An 18,234-nucleotide genomic window follows, 5' to 3' on the forward strand; every position below is an offset into this window, starting at 1 on the left:
GAATCTTGCAAAGGTTCACTGCGATTACGTAACAGAATGTAAGGCGAGGGAAAGCAGAGGGATACGGGGAGAAAGCTGGTCGCGCAGGCATAAAAAAACCCCGCCGGAGCGGGGTTTTTATGAGAGGTTCAACGACATTCTGAAATCAGAATGGGATATCGTCGTCGAAGTCCATTGGTGGCTCGTTGTTAGCCGGCGCGCTGTTCTGCTGTGGCTGAGCCTGCGGACGTGCCTGCTGGCCGCCGCTGAACTGGTTGCCGCCGCTCTGTGGCTGCTGTGGCTGGCCCCAGCCGTTGTTGCTGCCCTGACCGCCGCCGCCAGCCGGTGCGCCTGCACCGCCACCCTGACGTCCACCCAGCATCTGCATGGTGCCGCCAACGTTGACGACCACTTCGGTGGTGTACTTCTCAACGCCAGCCTGGTCAGTCCATTTACGGGTCTGCAGTGCGCCTTCGATATACACCTGAGAACCTTTACGCAGGTACTCTGCCGCGACTTCCGCCAGTTTGCCAAACAGCACAACGCGGTGCCATTCGGTTTTTTCTTTGGTTTCGCCGGTTTGCTTGTCACGCCAGCTTTCGGACGTGGCCAGCGTGATGTTGGCAACGGCGCCGCCATTAGGCATGTAGCGGACTTCCGGATCTTGACCCAGGTTGCCCACCAGGATCACTTTGTTTACGCCTCTGCTGGCCATGTTCGAGTCTCCGATAATTGTTCTGCTTTAAGTCTAAGCCGGAAATTCTAACATGCCACTCCCTGAGATCCTACTTTCAGATCCGGATCTCAAAGGCCTTTATCACGCTTGCGCCGTTGCAGATTGCGGCCTGAGCAGGATCGAGATTTTTTACGGCCAGGTCGCAGCCTGCATCAGGATCCTGCTGAGTGCTTTCGGCAAAACACTGGATATCCAATCAGGTTATTTTGTGCCATAATTACAGGCTTAATTCTGGCCATGCCGGACCGGCATGGTGAGATCTGTGTTAATCCGGGAATTGTGAATGGATAAGATCGAAGTACGGGGTGCACGCACCCATAATTTGAAAAATATCAACCTGACCATCCCGCGCGACAAACTGATCGTTGTCACCGGCTTGTCAGGTTCCGGTAAGTCCTCGCTGGCGTTTGATACGCTGTACGCCGAGGGGCAACGCCGCTATGTAGAATCCCTGTCGGCCTATGCGCGCCAGTTTCTCTCGCTGATGGAGAAACCGGATGTCGATCATATCGAAGGTTTGTCGCCAGCCATTTCGATCGAACAGAAATCCACCTCACACAACCCGCGTTCCACCGTGGGCACCATCACTGAAATTCATGACTACCTGCGCCTGCTGTTTGCCCGCGTCGGCGAGCCGCGCTGCCCGGATCATGACATTCCGCTGGCGGCACAGACCGTCAGCCAGATGGTGGATAACGTGCTGGCGCTGCCAGAAGGCCGCCGGCTGATGCTGCTGGCGCCGATCGTGAAAGAGCGTAAGGGCGAACACACTAAAACGCTGGAAAATCTGGCCTCGCAGGGCTATATCCGCGCCCGTATCGATGGGGAAGTGTGCGATCTTTCCGATCCGCCGAAGCTGGAACTGCAAAAGAAACACACCATTGAAGTGGTCGTCGACCGCTTTAAGGTGCGTGAAGATCTGCAGCAGCGGCTGGCTGAATCGTTCGAAACGGCGCTGGAGCTCTCCGGTGGCACCGCCGTGGTGGCGGATATGGACGATGAAAAAGCGGAAGAGCTGGTGTTCTCCGCGAACTTCGCCTGTCCGGTCTGTGGCTACAGCATGACCGAACTCGAACCGCGCCTGTTCTCCTTTAACAACCCGGCCGGTGCCTGCCCAACCTGTGATGGCCTGGGCGTGCAGCAGTATTTCGATCCTGACCGGGTGGTACAGAATCCTGAGCTGTCGCTGGCGGGCGGCGCAATCCGTGGTTGGGATCGCCGTAACTTCTATTACTTCCAGATGCTGCGCTCGCTGGCGGAGCACCTGAAATTTGATATCGAATCGCCGTTTGAGTCGCTGGAAGATCATGCCCGTCAGGTGATCCTGTTCGGCTCCGGTAAAGAAACCATCGAATTTAAGTACATCAACGATCGCGGCGACACCTCGGTGCGTCGCCATCCGTTTGAAGGCGTGCTGCACAATATGGAGCGCCGCTATAAAGAGACCGAATCTTCCGCCGTGCGCGAAGATCTGGCGAAATTTATCAGCAACCGCTCCTGCACCAGCTGCCACGGCACCCGTTTGAAGCGCGAAGCGCGCCACGTGTTTGTTGAAAACACCACGCTGCCGACCATTTCCGATATGAGCATTGGTCATGCGATGGAGTTCTTCCAGAACATGAAGCTGAGCGGCCAGCGTGCGCAGATTGCTGAAAAAGTGCTGAAAGAGATTGGCGACCGCCTGAAGTTCCTGGTCAACGTCGGTCTGAACTACCTTTCGATGTCACGCTCCGCCGACACGCTGTCCGGTGGTGAAGCGCAGCGTATCCGTCTGGCAAGCCAGATTGGTGCGGGCCTGGTCGGCGTAATGTACGTGCTGGATGAGCCGTCAATCGGTCTGCATCAGCGCGATAACGAACGCCTGCTGGAAACGCTGGTGCATCTGCGCGATCTCGGTAATACGGTGATTGTGGTTGAGCATGATGAAGATGCGATCCGCGCCGCAGACCATGTAATTGATATCGGGCCCGGTGCCGGTGTGCATGGCGGCCAGGTGGTGGCGGAAGGCACCGTTGATGACATTATGGCGGTGGAGGAATCTCTGACCGGTCAGTACCTTAGCGGCAAGCGCGGTATCGCCATCCCGAAAGAACGCGTGAAGGCCGATCCGAGTAAAGTGCTGAAGCTGACCGGCGCGAAGGGCAACAACCTGAAGGATGTGACGCTGTCGCTGCCGGTCGGGTTATTCAGCTGCATTACTGGCGTCTCCGGTTCCGGTAAATCCACGCTGATCAACGATACGCTGTTCCCGATTGCCCAGCGTCAGCTGAACGGGGCGACCATCGCCGAAGCGGCACCGTATCGCGATATCACCGGCATGGAAAACTTCGATAAGGTTATCGATATCGACCAGAGCCCGATTGGCCGTACGCCGCGCTCGAACCCGGCCACCTACACCGGTATTTTCACCCCGGTGCGTGAACTGTTTGCCGGCGTGCCGGAATCCCGTACGCGCGGGTACACGCCTGGACGTTTCAGCTTTAACGTCCGTGGCGGCCGCTGCGAAGCCTGTCAGGGCGACGGTGTGATCAAGGTAGAGATGCACTTTTTACCGGACATTTATGTGCCGTGCGACCAGTGCAAAGGCAAGCGCTATAACCGTGAAACGCTGGAAGTGAAGTACAAAGGCAAGAACATTCACGAAGTGCTGGAAATGACCATTGAAGAAGCCCGCGAGTTCTTTGATGCCGTGCCTGCACTGGCGCGTAAGCTGCAAACGCTGATGGACGTCGGCCTGTCTTATATCCGACTGGGCCAGTCGGCGACCACCCTTTCGGGCGGTGAAGCGCAGCGCGTGAAGCTGGCGAGAGAACTCTCCAAGCGCGGTACCGGCCAGACGCTGTATATCCTTGATGAGCCGACCACCGGTTTGCACTTCGCGGATATTCAGCAGTTGCTGGAAGTGCTGCATCAGCTGCGCGACCAGGGTAACACCATCGTGGTGATTGAGCACAACCTTGATGTGATCAAAACCGCGGACTGGATTGTCGATCTGGGTCCGGAAGGCGGCAGCGGCGGCGGGATGATCCTCGCCTCCGGCACGCCGGAAACGGTCGCAATGTGCAAAGAGTCGCACACCGCACGCTTCCTGAAACCGCTGTTGAATCTGGATTAAGCTAGCTGCCGTTTATCGCAAGGATAAGCGGGAGATTCAGGACAGTTCGGGCAAAGTGTGAGCAAGGGGCGGATTTCATCGCCCCTTGTTTTTTTCGCCGCCGTCCGCCGGGCGGATGACAGTTTTATTTGATTTACATGAAGAAATAAACTCCACACTCAGCAACAAATTAGCGTCCTTTTCCCCTTCCTTTTGCCGCTTCAGAGCAAATCCTGCAGGATCAGGCAAGATTTAGACAGGTTCCGGCATACCCCCTTTGCCAATAGCTAACTATCCTTAATGGGCTCGACTCCCTACACCGATTCTGCCAGCACGGTCTGTCAGAACATCCTCTAAGCAATAAGTTCTAAACACTTTCAATGACTGGAGACACCATGAATATTACGCATGCTTATGCCGCACAGGACGCCAAATCAAAGCTGGCTCCGTTTGAGTTCCAGCCGCGCGAACTGCGTGAACACGATGTCCAGATTGAAGTTATGTTCTGTGGCGTCTGCCACTCGGATCTGCATCAGGCCCGTAACGAGTGGAAAAACACCATTTTTCCTGTCGTCCCTGGTCATGAAATCGTCGGCCGTGTTACCGCTGTTGGCGGACACACCCATAAATATAAAGTGGGCGATTTAGTTGGCGTTGGCTGTCTGGTTGATTCCTGTCGCGAGTGCGACAGCTGTAAAGAAGACCTGGAGCAGTACTGTGAAAACGGTTTCACCGGCACGTATAACGGCGAAGACCGCATTTCCGGCGACATCACCTACGGCGGTTACTCCACTCAGGTAATCGTTAACGAAGACTTCGTGCTGCGTATTCCTGAGAACCTGGATCCGGCTGGCGCAGCGCCACTGCTGTGTGCGGGCATCACCACCTTCTCGCCTCTGCACCACTGGAAAGTCGGTCCGGGTAAGAAAGTCGGTATCGTTGGTCTCGGCGGCCTGGGTCACATGGGCGTGAAAATTGCCCATGCGATGGGCGCACATGTGGTGCTGTTCACCACTTCGCCCTCTAAAATCGAAGACGGCAAGCGCCTGGGCGCAGATGAAGTGGTCATTTCCAAAGATCCTGAGCAGATGGCGGCGCACACCAACAGCTTCGACTTTATTCTCAACACCGTTGCCGCTCAGCACGATCTGAACCAGTTCATCACCCTGCTGCGTCGCGATGGCACCATGACCCTGGTCGGCGTGCCAGAACATGACCACCCGGCACCCCAGGTGGTTAACCTGGTGTTCAAACGTCGTAGCGTGGCCGGTTCTCTGATCGGTGGCATTAAAGAAACGCAGGAGATGCTGGATTTCTGCGGTAAGCACAACATCACCTCTGATATCGAAATGATCAAGATGGATGAAGTGAACGACGCCTACGAACGTATGCTGAAAAGCGATGTGAAATACCGCTTTGTGATCGACATCGATACCTTACGCAACCAGTAAGGCCGATGGGCACAACCGGCCTCAGATTGTAGTGGCCGGATAATAAAGAAAGGGCGGAAGGGTTTCCGCCCTTTTTTGCGTCTGAACCGCCGGACACTCCCTCGCCCGTCAGCTTGCTTCCGCATAGGCGGCGCTATGGAAATCAATTTCCCACTTCAGTACCTTGCCATACAGGTCAGACAGCGCGAATTTCTGCTCGGCGCTCAGTTGTGCCGCACAGCGATCCAACTCCGTTTTTAACCAGCTGGCCTGCAGGAAAAATTCCTCTTCCGCGTGCAGCTCAATCCACCGTCGCACATCTTCATCGGATTGCGTTTTCAGGCTGACGCGCTTGCACCAGTGGTAATACATCCACTCCGCGCCGAACATCAAGGTGATGATCTCTTCATAGCTGCCGCGCTGGGCTACGTTCAGCATGCCGTCGCGAAATCGTCTGACGCCAGGCAGATCGTCCGTATAACCGGCCGGATTGACCTGCCGTTTGGCCAGCACCGTGTCAAACCAGGCAATCTGCGTATCGACCAGCGCATTCAGCACGCCGATCAACCAGCGCTGCTGACGAATATCGGGCGCTTTACTGACGCCCAGCGCGAAGATGGCGATGGCGGTGGCGACAAAGTTACCTTCAAACACCAGGTAGCGATTGAAAACGTCGGCAGACAAAACGTCCTGCTCAATCTCGCAGACAAAGCGATGCTGCTGCATCTCATGCCAGGCTCCCTGATGCTCCCGCAGCAAACGATCGCTGAAGGTTTCCATCTATTCGCCCTCCAACACGGACGCCGCCGCAGCCATAAAATGCTTCACCCGCGCCAGCTCAACCTCATTCCACCAGACGCCATCCACCTTCAGCGCGCTGGCGACGATCACGCCCTGGGTACGCGACAGGATCTGGCCAACGTTATCCGGCGTAACGCCCGATCCCACCAGCAGCGGCAATTCGGTGGCCCCGCGGATCTCATCAATTTCGCTCAGCGTGGCGCTGTCGCCAGTGCGCTGACCGGTGGCGATCACCGCATCGGCTTCAAAGAAGTCGACGTCACGGGTCAGTTCCTGAATTGAGCGGTCGGCGACGATGGCATGGCTGCCATGCTTAACGTGGCTGTCGGCAAAGACCTTGATGTGTTCAGCGCGCAGCTGGCTGCGATAGCGCAGCGCTTTGGCCGCCGCACCTTCGATAAAGCCTTCGTTGGCGATGTAGGCGTTGGCCCATTGATTGACGCGGATAAAGTCGGCGCCGCCGGCAAGCGCGGTAGCCAGCGCAGGGATCGCCGCATTTGCCAGCACGTTGATGCCTAACGGCACGTTAAAACGGGTGCGCACCTTTTCGGTGATCACTGCCATCAGCGCCGCCGTTTCCGGGCCGATATCTTCCGGTTTAGAAAAAGGAATATCGCCGTGGTTTTCAATTATCAGGCCATGAACGCCGCCGGAAACATAATTATCCGCATCGCGTAACGCACGCTCAATAATATCCCCGATTGTTTTCCCTCTGTATTTCGGCGTGCCGGGAAAAGGGTCACAATGAATAACACCAATGACCACTTTCTTACGTGAAAAAATAGCTTGTATTGCGTCTGTTTTTCCTGCTGATATAGAAACCATCTTCTTCATCCTGTTCAAGGAAACACTATGCGTGTTTATGTCACCGGGAATATAGCCGTCGATGAAATCTGGTCAATTCCCGATATTCCCACAAAAGGCTCATCCATTCATGGCAATAAAATGTCACAAGATATCGGTGGCAAAGGCGCTAATCAGGCAATATTACTTTCCCGCTGCGGCATAGAAACGACGTTAGTTGCCGCGATCGGAAATGACAGTAATGGCAAGTGGATCAAAGAGCAGATGCTCGCTGAACCGCTGCAACTGTTGCCTGACACGTTATTCCCTTGTCACAGTGATACCTCAATTATTTTCAATAGCGCCGACGGTGATAATGCCATTATCACCACCACCACCGCGGCGGATTCATTATCGCTCACCGGGATTACGCAGGCGCTTTCTGCCGCCCAGCCCGGTGACGTTTTGCTGCAACAGGGTAATTTCTCCGTTGAGAAAACCCGTGGCCTGTTCGCGTTCGCCAAGGCCCGTGGCATGATCACCGTGTTTAACCCTTCACCGGTCAAAGCCGCCTTCGCTGAGCTCTGGTCTCTGGTCGATATTGCCGTCCTCAATCAGCATGAAGCGGCGCTGCTGAAGCCAGAAGGGGTCAAAACGTTAGTGGTCACTCACGGTTCACAGGGCGCGTTGCTCAAAGCCCCTGATAACGAAGCGTTTTGTCGCGCAATCGCGGTGACGGCTGTCGACAGTACCGGCGCTGGCGATACCTTTCTGGCAGTGATGCTGGCCTCTGCGTTGCTGCGTCATACAGAGATTGATAAGTTAGCACTCACTCACGCCAGTCAGGCGGCTGCCATTACCGTTAGCCGTGCCGGAACCTACAGCGCGTTCCCCAGCATCAGCGAACTGACCGCCTTACTGCAAAACTAAACTGCAGGGCCCACAGTTTCATGTGGGCCTTCAGCCTTATTTAAACAGCGTGCGATAGGGACCGACATTGTCTTTGGTGACCACGGTTGCCGGCACCAAAATACGCTTCGGTACCGTTTTACCGGCGGTAATCTCATTCAGGGCTTTTAACGCTTCTTCGCCCATCTTCTGCGGATCCTGCTGCAATACCGCGGTGACGTAGCCACCATCAATGCCGCTGATGGCTTTCGCGGTCAGATCCCAGCCAAAGACTTTGATATCTTTCTGGCGACCCTGGTTTTCTACCGCCGCAATCGCGCCAAGCAGCGCCGGTTCACCTGTGGCATAAATTGCGGTGATATCCGGGTTACCGGTGATCAGGTTTTCCGCCGCGGTCATCGCGTTGTCTTGAATATTCTGGCCATCGACCACGTCCGCAACGGTAATCTGTTTATTGCTTTTAATCGTCTCTTCAAAGCCTTTCTGACGGTCATTCTGAATAGCCGAGTTCAGCGCACCGACGATGCCGACGCGTGCCTTACCACCCATGTCTTTTTTAACGTAATCAACGAAGTATCGGCCAAGGATTTTGCCGCCTTCGATGTTGTCCACGCCCACCTGCGCGGCCTGAGGACCGTCTGGCAGCACGGCATCAATGGCGATCACCGGGATTTTCGCCGCTGCGGCTTCTTTAATTGCCGGCATAATACCGTTCACATCAATCGCATCGACTAATATGCCCTTCACGCCCTGCTGAATATAGTTTTCGATGGCATCATTCTGAGCAACGGGATTATCCGTGGCGTTAAAGATCACCAGATCTTTGCCGCTGGCTTTCGCCGCGTCTTGCGCACCTTTATTCATCAGGTTGAAAAACAACGCCTGCTGATTAATCTGCACTAATGCATAAGTCGGTGCTGCTGCCAGCGCCGAGGTCATATAACTGCCAGAAGCCAGTAAAACGGTTGTCAGGGCTACAATTCGCAATTTTCCGGTGTTAAAAACCATCATCATGATCCTCAATGGGAGTAAATCTCTACCTCGGCGTAAAATACACCGGGCGGAATTATGGATGGCAGGGCAAATAGTAGCGTGATGGCGTAAACACCCGGTAGAAATGGGGCGTTAAGGTGAAACCGTGAAAAAAACATTTAGGCAGCCGGTCCATTTCGGTGCAGGGATAAAATGTCTCTTAAACGGGTGGGAATCTCTTCCCGGGTCATGCAGGTAAACTGCCTATTACAATTCTCTCTGGCCGTTTTTTTGTCAAGCGCTATTTTTGCCAGCGCGAATTGCAGCGAAAAGGGTATAACAGCGGCGCTTAACTATGTTACAGATACCCTTCTTTTTCTGATGTGGCCGGCATGATGATTAAAAAACGCGTTTTGCTCTCCGATGTGGCATCCCATGCGGGACTGTCGAAAGCGACGGTTTCCCGCTATCTGAATAACAGTATTGTGCTGCCACAAGAGACCATTGCGCGCATTGAATCCGCGATTGCCGAGCTGGATTATCGCGGAAACAGCCTCGCCCGCCGGCTGAGTAAAGGCGGCAGCGAAACGCTCGGCCTGGTGCTGCCGGATATTACCAACCCCTTTTTTGCCGAACTGGCCGATGCGGCGGAAGAAGCCGCTTTCGAACACGGTTACAGCCTGGTGCTGTGCATCACCCGGAACAATCCCGAAAAAGAAACGCAGTTTATTCGCTGGCTGGATACCTGCCAGGTTGATGGCCTGCTGTTTACCACTAACCGCCCGGATAACGGCCTGTTATGTCGTGAGATCCAGCGCCACCAGCGCATTGTCCTGCTGGATGAAGATATCCCCGGCAGCAAGGTACCAAAGGTGTTTGCCGACAACGTTCAGGGTGGCTTTATCGCCACCCAACAGCTGATCGCCGCTGGCCACCAGCAGATCGCCTTTATCGGCGGGCCCGATGAGCTGATGAGCGTGCGCGAACGTTACCAGGGTTTTTGCACCGCGCTGGCGCAGGCCGGTTTGCACTGTCCGCCAGAGTGGGTGATGTACGGCGAATATCAGCGCGAGTTCGGTCAGCAGGCGCTGCACACGCTGTTCAGCAAGGCGATCCGCCCGACGGCGATCTTTGCCGCCAGTGATTTTCTGGTGCTCGGTTTGTTAGATGGTTTGCGGGAACTGGGCCTGCGTGCACCAGAGGATTTATCGCTGGTTGGCTTCGATGACGCCAGCTACGCCGATTTCACCCAACCGCGCATTTCCACCATTCGCCAACCCGCACGGGAACTGGGCAGAACCGCGGTCAGCCTGATGCTGCGGCTGCTAAAAGGCGAGGAAAATGTCCCTGCCGAAACCCGCCTGCCGGTCACCTGGATTGGACGCGATTCCATTCAATCACGTTAGCCCGGTCCAAAATAGCGCAGTAATCGCACAACTTTGGCGCAAAAACTGTTCAACCCTTTCAGGCGATGAGTTATCTGGTAAACCGGTTTACCGATACATTTAAAATTATCCCATTAGATTACAGCCAATTAGAAATCCTCTCTCCGCCCTCCTCACAAGCCTGGCATGGAAGCTGCTTAGTCATCAGTGGCGAACAAATAGTTAGCGTTTTGTCCCGATGTGCACTGGAGACAGTTCCGCTGTTCAGGTAAACCGGTTTACAAGAAGTAGACCGCGACCAGCGGAACCCTTTTCGGCCATCACCGTCCCGGGTAATCGATGTCTGGCGAGAGGGTTTTCCCTCATAAACGAACTGCGATGGGAGTCAACGATGCAACAGCCACAGCCTGCCAGAGCGCGGGTAGAAATGGTCAATATCACCAAGACCTACGGTGCGATCCGCTCGCTGCGCGGGGTGAACCTCAAGCTGGCGCCGGGTGAAGTGTTGGGCCTGGTGGGTGATAACGGCGCGGGGAAATCCACGCTGACCAAAGTGCTTTCCGGCGCGGTGGTGCCCACCAGTGGCGCGATCCGCATTGATGGTGAAGAGATGCACTTTACCAATCCGGCGGACGCCCGCCGGTGTCATATCGAAATGGTTTATCAGGATCTGTCGCTGTGCGACACCGTTGACGTGGCCGGAAATCTGTTTATGGGCCGCGAACCGCTGAAGCATCTGCTGGGCATCCCGTTTCTCGACCAGGCAAAAATGCATGCCGATGCGCGGGAAATGCTGAAAGGATTGGGCATTTCGATTCCGGATACCCGCCTGCTGGTGCGCAATCTCTCCGGCGGTCAGCGCCAGGCGATTGCCATTGCCCGCGCGGCCGCCTTTGAGCCAAAGGTACTGATCATGGACGAACCGACCGCCGCGCTGGCGGTGGCCGAAGTGGAAGCGGTACTCGAACTGATCCGGCGCGTCAGCGCGCGTGGCGTCAGCGTTATTCTGGTCACCCACCGATTGCAGGATCTGTTCCTGGTCTGTGACCGCATCATGGTGATGTACGAAGGCACCAACGTGGCGGATCGTCAGGTGGCTGATACCAGCCTCAGCGATATCGTTAACCTGATTGTCGGCGAGAAATTCACCGCACATTCTGCCGCCGCGCACTGAGGTAAACGGGATGAGTATGATCAATTTAAGCGGTACACGCATGATCCGGCATTCGCTGCCGCGTCGCCTGCTGCACAGCCATTCTGGCGTGGTCAGTATCGCGCTGTTTTTCATCTTCTGTTGCGTGGTGTTCTCGTTTATCACCAGCAACTTTCTCAGCAGTACCAACTGGCTGAATATTATCCGTCAGAGCGCCCCGCTGCTGATTGTCGCCACCGCAATGACGCTGGTGATCACCACTGGCGGTATCGATCTGTCGGTCGGCTCCACGCTGGCGCTGGTTGGCGCGCTGTCGGCCATTGCCCTGAATAGCTGGGGACTGCCCTGGCCGGTGGTGCTGATTGGCGGCCTGATGCTCGGCGCGCTGGTTGGGGCGATCAACGGCTTCTTTATTGCTTACGAAGGCATTCCCGCCTTTATCGTCACTCTCGCCACGCTGGCAGTGGTGCGCGGGGTGGCGCTGCTGATCACCCAGGGCTATTCGATTCCGATTCCGGCTGACAGCCCGTTTACCTTGATGGGCCGCGCGTGGGTTGTAGGCATTCCGATGCCGGCATTGATTGGCATCGTGGTGCTGCTTGTCGGTCATATTGTGCTGAATCATATGCGCTTTGGCCGTTACGTCACCGCCATTGGTGCCAACACCGAAGGCGCACGCCGCAGCGGGATCAACACCAAAGCGGTAACGATGCGCGTCTATATGATCAGCGGCATGGCGGCGGCACTGGCCGGGATGATTATCACCGCGCGTCTGGGCAGCGGTTCCTCAAACCAGGGCGAAGGCTTTGAATTGCAGGTGATTGCCGCGGTGGTGCTGGGCAGTACCAGCCTGTTTGGTGGCTTTGGCACCATTATCGGCACGCTGCTGGGTGCTCTGTCGATTGCCATCATTCAGAACGGTTTGATCCTGTCGCATATCTCGCCGTTTTATACCCAGATTGCCACCGGCACCATCATCCTGCTGGCGATTTGGCTGAACACCCGCATTCTTAACCCGGCGCGCGCGCCCTCGAAAGGATAGCTGATGAAAGGGTCTATTTTTCGCCATGCCGATCCCCTACCCGTTGGGGTAAGCAGTGGCCATGTGATGACCGTATTGGGACCGATGCCGCTGAGTGAGATGGGCGTGACGCTGATGCACGAACACATTCTGCTGGATGCGTCCGGCAAGTGGGTGGCGCCTTGCTGCTGTAGCGATCGTCATGTGGCCGAGATGCCGGTCAAAATTGAAAATCTGGGCGAGCTGTCGCTTAACCCGTTGATGAGCCGCGATAACTGCCAGCTGTTTGATGTCGATGTCGCCATCGAGGAGCTGATGAAGTACCGCGCGCTGGGCGGCCAGACGGTGATCGACCCGACCAACATTGGCATCGGCCGCGATCCCAAAGCGTTGCAACGCATTTCCCGACTGACCGGGCTGAATATCGTGATGGGCACCGGCCTGTATCTGGAACCTTCGCATCCCGAATGGGTGAAGACTATCTCCGTTGAACAGCTGACCGCAAAGCTGATTTACGATGTCGGCGGCGCGGAAGAAAAGCCGGAGGTGATTGCCGGTCTGATTGGCGAAATCGGCGTTTCCAGCCGCTTTACCGCCGATGAAGAGAAGTCGTTGCGGGCCGCCGGCCGGGCCAGCGCGGCAACGGGCGTGCCGATTGAGGTGCACCTGCCGGGTTGGGAACGACTGGGCCATAAGGTGCTGGATATTCTGGAACAGGAAGGCGCCGATCTGCGTCATACCGTGCTGTGCCATATGAACCCCAGTTTTGCTGACAAACGTTATCAGCGTGAACTGGCGCAGCGCGGTGCCTTTCTGGAATACGACATGATCGGCATGAGCTACTACTACGCCGATGAGTCTGCGCAGTCGCCTTCTGATGAAGAGAATGCGCGGGCGATCCGCGAGCTGATCGATGACGGCTTTATTCAGCAAATTCTGCTGTCGCAGGATGTTTTTCTCAAAACCATGCTGACCCGCTACGGCGGCCACGGTTACGGCTACATCCTTAAACATTTCGTTCCCCGTCTGCGCCGCCATGGCGTCAGTGGTGAGCAGCTTGAAACATTAATGATTGCTAACCCGCAGCGCGTATTTGGCGGGTAAAGGGAGAGAATAATGCCAAAGAAAATTCTGCTGGTCGGTGAATCCTGGACCAGCACCTCGACACACGTTAAGGGCTTCGACCAGTTCGCCACGGCAACCTGGCACAACGGTGCCACCGATTTTCTTACCGCGCTGGCGGACAGCGATTACGCCATCACGCATATGCCGGCCCATGAAGCGCCGGTGAGTTTTCCGCTGACGCTGGCAGGCTTACAGGAGTGGGATGCGATTATCCTGTCCGATATCGGTGCCAATACGCTGTTGCTGCATCCCGATACCTGGCTGAAAAGCCAGCGCACGCCGAATCGTCTGGCGTTGATCCACGATTATGTTGCCGGCGGCGGCAGCCTGATGATGATTGGCGGCTATTACAGTTTCCAGGGGATCAACGGTGGCGCGCGCTATCGCAACACCGCGGTGGAAAAGGTACTGCCGGTTCGCTGCCTGGCCTGGGATGACCGGATTGAATCGCCGGAAGGCATTTATCCGGAGATCAAAGAGTCACACGCGGTGTTCAACGATATTTCGGGCGACTGGCCGTGGCTGCTGGGCTACAACGAAGTGGAGATGCATCCGGAAGGCACGCTGCTGGCGACCATCGCGGGCACTGAGCATCCTCTGGTCGCGGTGCGCGAATATCAACAAGGGCGCTCGTTAGTCTGGACCAGCGATATGTCTGCGCACTGGCTGCCGACGGAGTTTGCCGCCTGGCCGGGCTATCGCCAGCTGTGGGTCAACTGTCTGGACTGGCTGACGGAGAAGGCATAATGGCCGTGGCTAACCTGCTGTCCCCACCTGAGGAGTCCGGCGCATGACCGATCGAACGCTTCAGCTTGCCCAGCGCCTGCTGGGCTTCGATACCATTAATCCGCCCGGCAACGAAGCGGCCTGCATGGCCTTTTTTGCCGGCTGGCTGGAGGACAATGGCTTTGAGGTGACGCTCAGCGGGTTCGGTGAGGATCGCGTGAACCTGATCGCGCGGATCGTCGGCGAAACCGCTGGCGATCCGCTGGGCTTCACCGGCCATCTCGATACCGTGCCGTTGGGCAATCAACGCTGGCAGCGCGATCCTTTTGGATCGTCGATCGACGGGGATCGTCTGTACGGTCGTGGCGCCAGTGATATGAAAGCGGCCGTGGCGGCTTTTGCCGTGGCCTGCGTGGGCAATCTGGCGACGATCCGCAAGGGTTCAGGCGTGGTACTGCTGCTCACCGGCGGAGAAGAAACCGGCTGTGACGGGGCGAAAGCGCTGATTTCGGCTGGCGATCTGCCGGCGGTGGGCGCATTGATCGTCGGTGAACCCACGGCTAACTATCCGGTGATTGGGCATAAAGGCGCGTTGTGGTTACGGTGCGAAACGCGGGGCAAAACGGCGCACGGTGCGATGCCGGAGCTGGGGATCAACGCCATTTATCTGGCGGCGGAAGCGTTAGGCAAGATCCAGAGTTTTACGCCTGGCGCGCCTCATCCACTGATGAAGAAGCCGACAATTAACGTTGGCCGCATCCAGGGCGGGCTGAATATTAATTCGGTGCCGGACCGCACGCAGTTTGATGTGGATATTCGTACCGCACCCAATCTGCAGCACGCCACCATCCGTCAGAACCTCACCACCACGCTGGGCGAAAAGGTGATAGTGTCCACGCTGGTCGATCTGCCTGCGGTGCTGAGTGAAGAGGATAACCGCTGGATTGCCGGCGTGTATCGGCGTTGTCAGCCGCTGCACGACCAGCCGATTGAGGCGAAAATCGTCCCCTACTTTACCGATGCATCGTTGCTGTTGCCGGCAATGGGCAATCCGCCGTGCATTATTTTGGGGCCAGGAGAGCCGACCATGGCACATCAGACCGATGAGTATTGCCTGCTGAGCCGCCTTGCCGAAGCGGAAAGGCTGTATGGCCAGCTGATAGTTGACTGGCAAAACGGCTGAATTTTAATGGGCGCCGCGGGTATCCAGCGCTTTTTGCAGCGAGGCATCGACCAGATAATAGATCTGCGAATCCTTTAAGGTGCCGTCCAACAGGACGGTACTCCAGTGCGACTTATTCAGATGGTCGCTGGGACGGACGTCGGTATGCGCTTCACGCAGTAAATCGGCCAGCGCCGGTGTGGCTTTCAACGCCACGGCCGGTCGGCCATCCACCTCATGCACCAGCGCAAACAGCACATCATCCACTTTAATTTGCGTCGCTTTCCAGTCGCTGTGCACGCTTTGCTCCGCGCCTGGCTTATCCATACAGTAAGACAGAAGATCCGATACGTTCATCTTTTACATTCTCCTTTCAGCCTGGCAATGTTGTCGGTTTTTTGCCCGGCGTTGGTAGGTGAGTATAGGCGATCTGGCGTATCTGACGACTTATTCGCCTTGCAGCGTGGCAACAATCTGCCGCGATCCGCCCTGCACGCGGTGCTCACCGAGCCAGATCCCCTGCCACGTGCCAAGCATCAAACGCCCACGACTGATGGGCAATAGCAGCGACGTGCCTAACAGCGACGACTTGATATGCGCGGGCATGTCATCTGCCCCCTCATAATCGTGTTTGTAAGGCGCGTTTTCCGGCACGGCGCGCAGGAAATGCTGTTCCATATCGCTGCGCACCGTTGGGTCGCAATTCTCATTCAGGGTCAAAGACGCGGAGGTGTGTTGTAGCAGCAGATGAAGCAGCCCAACCTGCACGTCGCTCAAGCGCCGCAGCTCGTCGACGATCTCTTCGGTAACCAGATGAAATCCGCGAGATTTGGGGCTTAAGGTAATCGTCTGCTGATACCACATTGTCTTGTTCCTTTAACTCAATGAGTGCTGGCGTGCAGTTACATTACTGCAGCCATGGCTTCGGCCACCTGGTGAACGTTTTGGCTGTTCAGCCCGGCGACACACATGCGGCCGCTGGCGATCAGGTAAACGCCGAACTCTTCACGCAGGCGATCAACCTGTGCTGCGCTCAGGCCAGTGTAGCTGAACATGCCACGCTGCTTCAGCAGGTAGTCGAAGCTTTTACCCGGCATCGCCTGGGTCAACGCGTCAACCAGCGCCTGACGCATAGAGGAGATACGTACGCGCATCTCTTCTACTTCGGCCAGCCAGCTGGCTTTCAGTTCAGCATCGTTCAGCACGCAGGACACCACCTGGGCACCGAAGTTGGGTGGGCTGGAGTAGTTGCGACGTACGGTCGCTTTCAGCTGGCCCAACACGCGAGAGGCTTCTTCCGCATCATCACAGACCACTGACAGACCGCCAACGCGCTCACCGTACAGCGAGAAGATTTTAGAGAAGGAGTTGCTGACCAGCGCCGGCAAGCCTGCGGCGGCAATAACGCGGATGGCGTAGGCATCTTCTTCCATTCCGGCACCAAAGCCCTGATAGGCGATGTCGAGGAACGGGATCAGATCGCGGGTTTTCAGCACTTCGGTCACGCTGTCCCACTGGGCGTTTGTCAGGTCGGCACCGGTCGGGTTGTGGCAGCACGGGTGCAGCAACACGATGGTCTGCGCGGGCAAGGTGTTCAGCTTGGCCATGAACTGGTCAAACTTCACGCCGTTGGTCGCTTCGTCGTACCACGGATAGGTGCTGACTTCGAATCCGGCACCGCTGAAGATCGCCACATGGTTATCCCAGGTCGGATCGCTGACGCACACAGACGAGCCAGGGAAGTAGGTTTTCAGAAAATCTGCACCGACTTTCAGCGCGCCAGAGCCGCCCACCGTCTGGATGGTGGCGATGCGGCCGGCTTTCAGCGCCGGGTGATCCTGCCCAAACAGTAACGGAGCCACCGCGCTACGGTAAGGTGGCAGGCCATCCATCGGCAGGTACACCGAGGCATTCTGTGCCTGGGCCGTCAGACGCGCTTCCGCCTCCGCCACGGCTTTCAGCTGTGGGATCACACCGTGGCCGTCATAATACAGGCCGATGCTCAGGTTCACCTTTTGCGGTCGGGTATCCTGCTTGAACGTCTCCATCAGGGAGAGAATTGGATCGCCAGCGTAGGCATCAACGTTTTGAAACACGGTGCAGATCTCCATTAATTGGTGTGGTGCTGTAGGTTAACAACTTATCAGACGTAATAGCGGCCAGGGCGATGGTTCATGGCAATGATCAGATTGAGGATCAGCGCGCCAACGATTGAAGCGGCCAGCATCGGCATGGAAACCACAAATAACGACGCCAGTACCACGCAGGTATCGACGCCCATTTGCAGCTTCCCGGCACGAATACCGTACCGATCCTGCAGCCATAACGCCAGAATATTGATGCCGCCGAGGCTGGCTTTATGGCGAAACAACACTATAAACCCAATTCCCATTATCACGTTACCGAACAGTGTGGCGTAAAAGGGATCCAACGCGGAAAAGTGGATGAAAAGCGGATGTAAATGGGTGAACAGCGAAACCAGCCCGACCGCGCAGAAGGTTTTCAGGGTGAATGCCCAGCCCATGCGGCTTGCCGCCAGCCAGTAGAACGGCAGATTGATCACAAAGAAGGCCACGCCGAAAGAGGTGTGCGTCAGGTAACTGATCAGGAAGGCGATGCCCGCAGTGCTGCCGGTTAACGCACCAGCCGTTTTCAGCAGCGTAATGCCAAAGGAGACCAGCAGCGTACCAAACAGGATCGCCAGCGCATCTTCAACCAGGGTGTGGGGGACTTTTGTGGGGGAAACGACATTATCCATGGTGCTGATTCTCAGAGAAATAGTCTCTGGGTATAGCAAAAATCGCACCAATCCGGCAGTAAAGACGACTGCCGGATGGTGCCAGCGAATTATCCCATTGAATACAAGGCGCTTTACTACTTATTTTCGTGCATGAAAGACGGGCTACTCCGTCAGATCACGCACTCGAATTCTTTTTACTACACGCTTCACGCATCAAC

At 56.2% G+C, this 18,234-nt stretch carries 18 protein-coding genes; 10 read left to right on the top strand and 8 right to left on the bottom strand.

All coding sequences use genetic code 11. The features are described 5' to 3' along the window. Nucleotides 1-145: 145 nt before the first annotated feature. On the bottom strand, nt 146-694 hold the full coding sequence (gene ssb1 / locus AC0IXH_RS15985) for a single-stranded DNA-binding protein SSB1 (RefSeq protein WP_013200372.1): 549 nt from the start codon (nt 692-694) through the stop codon (nt 146-148). Between the two features lie 52 nt (nt 695-746). On the opposite strand from ssb1, the gene AC0IXH_RS15990 reads away from it, so the two are divergent. The 3 genes from AC0IXH_RS15990 (at nt 747) to AC0IXH_RS16000 (ending at nt 5,260) form a co-directional block, all read left to right on the top strand. Then, entirely contained in the window at nt 747-932 is a 186-nt protein-coding gene (locus AC0IXH_RS15990; protein WP_471720709.1) for a hypothetical protein, read from the top strand. 66 nt (nt 933-998) lie between these two features. Continuing rightward, nucleotides 999-3,830 (top strand): excinuclease ABC subunit UvrA, encoded by a 2,832-nt coding sequence (gene uvrA, locus AC0IXH_RS15995; protein ID WP_013200371.1) that lies wholly within the window; start codon nt 999-1,001, stop codon nt 3,828-3,830. A 374-nt stretch (nt 3,831-4,204) separates the two neighbouring features. After that, nucleotides 4,205-5,260 carry an NAD(P)-dependent alcohol dehydrogenase gene (locus AC0IXH_RS16000; protein ID WP_013200370.1) on the top strand — a complete coding sequence of 352 codons (1,056 nt, stop codon included), beginning with the start codon at nt 4,205-4,207 and terminating at the stop codon, nt 5,258-5,260. A 108-nt stretch (nt 5,261-5,368) separates the two neighbouring features. Here the strand turns inward: AC0IXH_RS16000 and AC0IXH_RS16005 are convergent, their stop codons facing one another. Further along, complete coding sequence (locus tag AC0IXH_RS16005; RefSeq protein WP_471720710.1) at nt 5,369-6,019, bottom strand: TenA family protein; 651 nt, start codon at nt 6,017-6,019, stop codon at nt 5,369-5,371. Continuing rightward, the gene (locus AC0IXH_RS16010; protein WP_151038504.1) at nt 6,020-6,865 is read right to left on the bottom strand and encodes a BtpA/SgcQ family protein; all 846 of its coding nucleotides are present in this window, start codon (nt 6,863-6,865) and stop codon (nt 6,020-6,022) included. Nucleotides 6,866-6,892: 27 nt separating this feature from the next. Here AC0IXH_RS16010 and AC0IXH_RS16015 point away from each other — a divergent pair, with 27 nt between their 5' ends. Beyond that, complete coding sequence (locus tag AC0IXH_RS16015; RefSeq protein ID WP_471720711.1) at nt 6,893-7,753, top strand: PfkB family carbohydrate kinase; 861 nt, start codon at nt 6,893-6,895, stop codon at nt 7,751-7,753. A gap of 36 nt (nt 7,754-7,789) precedes the next feature. Here AC0IXH_RS16015 and AC0IXH_RS16020 read toward each other — a convergent pair whose 3' ends face one another. After that, entirely contained in the window at nt 7,790-8,743 is a 954-nt protein-coding gene (locus AC0IXH_RS16020) for an ABC transporter substrate-binding protein (protein WP_471721157.1), read from the bottom strand. A gap of 353 nt (nt 8,744-9,096) precedes the next feature. Here AC0IXH_RS16020 and AC0IXH_RS16025 point away from each other — a divergent pair, with 353 nt between their 5' ends. From AC0IXH_RS16025 to AC0IXH_RS16050, 6 genes are all read left to right on the top strand, one after another. Further along, nucleotides 9,097-10,110: a LacI family DNA-binding transcriptional regulator gene (locus AC0IXH_RS16025; RefSeq protein WP_162096471.1), complete on the top strand. Its 1,014-nt coding sequence runs from the start codon at nt 9,097-9,099 to the stop codon at nt 10,108-10,110. A gap of 406 nt (nt 10,111-10,516) precedes the next feature. Beyond that, nucleotides 10,517-11,263 carry an ATP-binding cassette domain-containing protein gene (locus tag AC0IXH_RS16030; RefSeq protein ID WP_162096478.1) on the top strand — a complete coding sequence of 249 codons (747 nt, stop codon included), beginning with the start codon at nt 10,517-10,519 and terminating at the stop codon, nt 11,261-11,263. Between the two features lie 19 nt (nt 11,264-11,282). Next, nucleotides 11,283-12,284: an ABC transporter permease gene (locus AC0IXH_RS16035; RefSeq protein WP_191907225.1), complete on the top strand. Its 1,002-nt coding sequence runs from the start codon at nt 11,283-11,285 to the stop codon at nt 12,282-12,284. Between the two features lie 3 nt (nt 12,285-12,287). Next, complete coding sequence (locus AC0IXH_RS16040) at nt 12,288-13,367, top strand: phosphotriesterase family protein (protein ID WP_346595308.1); 1,080 nt, start codon at nt 12,288-12,290, stop codon at nt 13,365-13,367. Between the two features lie 12 nt (nt 13,368-13,379). Further along, nucleotides 13,380-14,135, top strand: coding sequence for a glutamine amidotransferase (locus tag AC0IXH_RS16045; RefSeq protein ID WP_013200361.1), 756 nt, complete (start codon nt 13,380-13,382; stop codon nt 14,133-14,135). Between the two features lie 43 nt (nt 14,136-14,178). Beyond that, complete coding sequence (locus tag AC0IXH_RS16050) at nt 14,179-15,297, top strand: M20 family metallopeptidase (protein WP_471720712.1); 1,119 nt, start codon at nt 14,179-14,181, stop codon at nt 15,295-15,297. 3 nt (nt 15,298-15,300) lie between these two features. Here the strand turns inward: AC0IXH_RS16050 and AC0IXH_RS16055 are convergent, their stop codons facing one another. The 4 genes from AC0IXH_RS16055 to AC0IXH_RS16070 all read right to left on the bottom strand — a co-directional run bounded on the left by AC0IXH_RS16055 (nt 15,301) and on the right by AC0IXH_RS16070 (nt 18,034). Then, complete coding sequence (locus AC0IXH_RS16055) at nt 15,301-15,633, bottom strand: MmcQ/YjbR family DNA-binding protein (RefSeq protein ID WP_013200359.1); 333 nt, start codon at nt 15,631-15,633, stop codon at nt 15,301-15,303. Between the two features lie 90 nt (nt 15,634-15,723). Beyond that, entirely contained in the window at nt 15,724-16,140 is a 417-nt protein-coding gene (locus AC0IXH_RS16060) for a secondary thiamine-phosphate synthase enzyme YjbQ (protein ID WP_013200358.1), read from the bottom strand. 38 nt (nt 16,141-16,178) lie between these two features. Continuing rightward, nucleotides 16,179-17,372 (bottom strand): amino acid aminotransferase, encoded by a 1,194-nt coding sequence (locus tag AC0IXH_RS16065; protein WP_013200357.1) that lies wholly within the window; start codon nt 17,370-17,372, stop codon nt 16,179-16,181. Between the two features lie 47 nt (nt 17,373-17,419). Beyond that, the gene (locus tag AC0IXH_RS16070) at nt 17,420-18,034 is read right to left on the bottom strand and encodes a YitT family protein (RefSeq protein WP_013200356.1); all 615 of its coding nucleotides are present in this window, start codon (nt 18,032-18,034) and stop codon (nt 17,420-17,422) included. Nucleotides 18,035-18,234: the final 200 nt, after the last annotated feature.

It is taken from the genome of Erwinia sp. AC075, assembly GCF_979253995.1.

What these genes read in the sequence shown, in the direction of transcription:
- ssb1 (WP_013200372.1), bottom strand. Translation starts at nt 694, where the DNA reads ATGGCCAGCAGAGGCGTAAACAAAGTGATCCTGGTGGGCAACCTGGGT.
- AC0IXH_RS15990 (WP_471720709.1), top strand. Translation starts at nt 747, where the DNA reads ATGCCACTCCCTGAGATCCTACTTTCAGATCCGGATCTCAAAGGCCTT.
- uvrA (WP_013200371.1), top strand. Translation starts at nt 999, where the DNA reads ATGGATAAGATCGAAGTACGGGGTGCACGCACCCATAATTTGAAAAAT.
- AC0IXH_RS16000 (WP_013200370.1), top strand. Translation starts at nt 4,205, where the DNA reads ATGAATATTACGCATGCTTATGCCGCACAGGACGCCAAATCAAAGCTG.
- AC0IXH_RS16005 (WP_471720710.1), bottom strand. Translation starts at nt 6,019, where the DNA reads ATGGAAACCTTCAGCGATCGTTTGCTGCGGGAGCATCAGGGAGCCTGG.
- AC0IXH_RS16010 (WP_151038504.1), bottom strand. Translation starts at nt 6,865, where the DNA reads ATGGTTTCTATATCAGCAGGAAAAACAGACGCAATACAAGCTATTTTT.
- AC0IXH_RS16015 (WP_471720711.1), top strand. Translation starts at nt 6,893, where the DNA reads ATGCGTGTTTATGTCACCGGGAATATAGCCGTCGATGAAATCTGGTCA.
- AC0IXH_RS16020 (WP_471721157.1), bottom strand. Translation starts at nt 8,743, where the DNA reads ATGATGGTTTTTAACACCGGAAAATTGCGAATTGTAGCCCTGACAACC.
- AC0IXH_RS16025 (WP_162096471.1), top strand. Translation starts at nt 9,097, where the DNA reads ATGATGATTAAAAAACGCGTTTTGCTCTCCGATGTGGCATCCCATGCG.
- AC0IXH_RS16030 (WP_162096478.1), top strand. Translation starts at nt 10,517, where the DNA reads ATGGTCAATATCACCAAGACCTACGGTGCGATCCGCTCGCTGCGCGGG.
- AC0IXH_RS16040 (WP_346595308.1), top strand. Translation starts at nt 12,288, where the DNA reads ATGAAAGGGTCTATTTTTCGCCATGCCGATCCCCTACCCGTTGGGGTA.
- AC0IXH_RS16045 (WP_013200361.1), top strand. Translation starts at nt 13,380, where the DNA reads ATGCCAAAGAAAATTCTGCTGGTCGGTGAATCCTGGACCAGCACCTCG.
- AC0IXH_RS16050 (WP_471720712.1), top strand. Translation starts at nt 14,179, where the DNA reads ATGACCGATCGAACGCTTCAGCTTGCCCAGCGCCTGCTGGGCTTCGAT.
- AC0IXH_RS16055 (WP_013200359.1), bottom strand. Translation starts at nt 15,633, where the DNA reads ATGAACGTATCGGATCTTCTGTCTTACTGTATGGATAAGCCAGGCGCG.
- AC0IXH_RS16060 (WP_013200358.1), bottom strand. Translation starts at nt 16,140, where the DNA reads ATGTGGTATCAGCAGACGATTACCTTAAGCCCCAAATCTCGCGGATTT.
- AC0IXH_RS16070 (WP_013200356.1), bottom strand. Translation starts at nt 18,034, where the DNA reads ATGGATAATGTCGTTTCCCCCACAAAAGTCCCCCACACCCTGGTTGAA.